A 2,277-nucleotide genomic window follows, 5' to 3' on the forward strand; every position below is an offset into this window, starting at 1 on the left:
CATCCTGAGGGGTCAGCGGAGGGGGAGTTTGCGACATCGGAATTCCTTTGGTGCCTGTGTGTTTGCCTTGCAGATTATTGACGCAGCCGCCGTGGCACAATAGGTAGCGGTGCCGGTCTGACATGGGGTCTGACCGCGGAAAAATAAGTGTGAACCCAATGTCTGATCTGCGTGACGCTGCAATGTCCTCGAAAGCCTGGCCTTTTGAAGAGGCCCGGAAGCTGGCCAAGCGTTACGAAAAGGCGCCGCCGGAAAAGGGTTACGTGCTGTTCGAGACCGGCTATGGCCCGTCGGGTCTGCCGCATATCGGCACCTTTGGCGAGGTCGCCCGCACCACGATGATCCGCCGCGCCTTTGAGGAAATCAGCGATATTCCCACCCGGCTGATCTGTTTCTCGGACGATCTGGACGGGATGCGCAAGGTGCCGGGCAACGTGCCCAATCAGGACATGCTGCGCGAGCATCAGCAAAAGCCGCTGACCTCTGTGCCGGACCCTTTCGGTGAATTTGAAAGCTTTGGTCATCACAACAACGCAATGCTGCGCCGGTTTCTGGACACGTTCGGCTTTGAGTATGAATTCTATTCGGCCACCGAGTTCTATAAATCCGGCCAGTTCGACGACGTGCTGCTGCGCGCTGTCGAATGCTATGACGACATCATGGCGGTCATGCTGAAAAGCTTGCGCGAAGAGCGGCGCCAGACCTATTCGATCTTCCTGCCGATCCATCCCGAAACCGGCCGTGTTCTGTATGTGCCGATGAAAGAGGTGAACCCCAAGGATGGCACCGTCACCTTTGACGATGAGGACGGGCGCGAGTGGACGCTGCCGGTCACCGGCGGTAATGTGAAATTCCAGTGGAAACCCGATTTCGGCGCGCGCTGGGCGGCGCTGGATGTCGATTTCGAAATGTATGGCAAGGACCACTCGACCAACACGCCGATCTACGACCGGATTTGCGAAATCCTTGGCGGCAGAAAGCCCGAGCATTTCACTTATGAGCTGTTCCTTGACGACAAGGGCAGCAAGATTTCGAAATCTTCGGGGAATGGCATCTCGATCGACGAATGGCTGACCTATGCCAGTTCCGAAAGCCTTGCCTATTTCATGTATCAAAAGCCCAAAACCGCGAAACGTCTGTTCTTTGACGTGATCCCGAAAGCGGTGGACGAATATCACCAGCAACTGCGGGCCTTCCCGGATCAGGATGCCGCGGCGCAGGTGAACAACCCGGTCTGGCACATCCACGGCGGCACCCCGCCGGAATCGAAGATGGTTGTGCCGTTTGCGATGCTGCTGAACCTTGCCGCTGTGGCCGGGGCGTCCGACAAGGACGGGCTGTGGGGCTTTATCAAGCGCTACGCCCCTGACGCCAGCCCCGAGACCCATCCCGATCTGGATCAGGCAGCGGGCTTTGCCATTCGCTATTTCCACGATTTCGTGGCCCCCCATCGTCAATTCCGCGCCCCGACCGAGCAAGAGCGCGCGGCGCTGACCGATCTGGCAGCACGGCTGCGGGTCTGGGATGGCGGGCTGGACGCCGAGGAGCTGCAATCGCTGGCCTTTGCCGTTGGCAAGGATCATGGGTTCGAGAACCTGCGCGACTGGTTCAAGGCCCTTTATGAAGTGCTGCTGGGCGCCAGCCAAGGCCCGCGCTTTGGCGGCTTTATCGCGCTTTACGGCGTGGATGAGACCGTGGCCCTGATCGAAAAAGGTCTGGCGGGCGAACTGGCGGCCTGATCCGGCCAGAGCTTTTTTGCGATTTTCATCAAGGTTGGGCTGGGTATTTAACCCGGCCTTAACCCTTGTCTGCTAGAGCTTGCATCTGACCCGGGCAGGATGTGCCGGGACTGACTTCACGACAGCGACGGACAATTGAGCGGTGCCTTGGCGGCCGGGTCTCGTCCGTTTGCCGATGTGCCGATCTGGTGCGTGGGCAGATGGAAAGGGCTGAGAATGAACAAGGCAATCACTGACGGGCTGCTGCTGACGCCGCCGCAATTCGCAAATGGGCTGGACGTCTGGTCAAGCGAGGATGGCACGCCGGGATCGGCCACCTATGACGGTGCGGCGAACGCGGCGCTGGTGTCGGCGGATCAGGATTTTGGCGGCTGTCTGGAAATGGCGAAGACCCAGACGCTGCAAAAGCTGCGTTACATGGGGCAGACGCCGATCCTGCCGGGCTGTTATCTGCGTGTGACCGCGCGTATCAAGGCGATCAGCGGCAACCTGCCAGATGTGCGCATCGCGGCCTGGGCCGGTGACGGGACCGAGGCGC

General features: G+C 59.7%; 1 protein-coding gene and 1 pseudogene. Both read left to right on the top strand.

Translation table 11 applies throughout. The annotated features are described in order from the left end of the window. The first annotated feature begins 158 nt into the window (after positions 1-158). Positions 159-1,739 carry a lysine--tRNA ligase gene (locus ABYW26_RS13590; protein WP_372605447.1) on the top strand — a complete coding sequence of 527 codons (1,581 nt, stop codon included), beginning with the start codon at positions 159-161 and terminating at the stop codon, positions 1,737-1,739. A 216-nt stretch (positions 1,740-1,955) separates the two neighbouring features. Then, positions 1,956-2,277 (top strand): annotated as a pseudogene (locus ABYW26_RS13595) (right-handed parallel beta-helix repeat-containing protein); the annotation flags it as partial.

The sequence above is a fragment of the Actibacterium sp. genome (genome assembly GCF_041584535.1).
Classification (GTDB): Bacteria; Pseudomonadota; Alphaproteobacteria; order Rhodobacterales; family Rhodobacteraceae; genus Actibacterium_D.

Excerpts from the sequence above, each read along its gene's own strand:
- ABYW26_RS13590 (WP_372605447.1), top strand. The coding sequence starts at position 159 with ATGTCTGATCTGCGTGACGCTGCAATGTCCTCGAAAGCCTGGCCTTTT.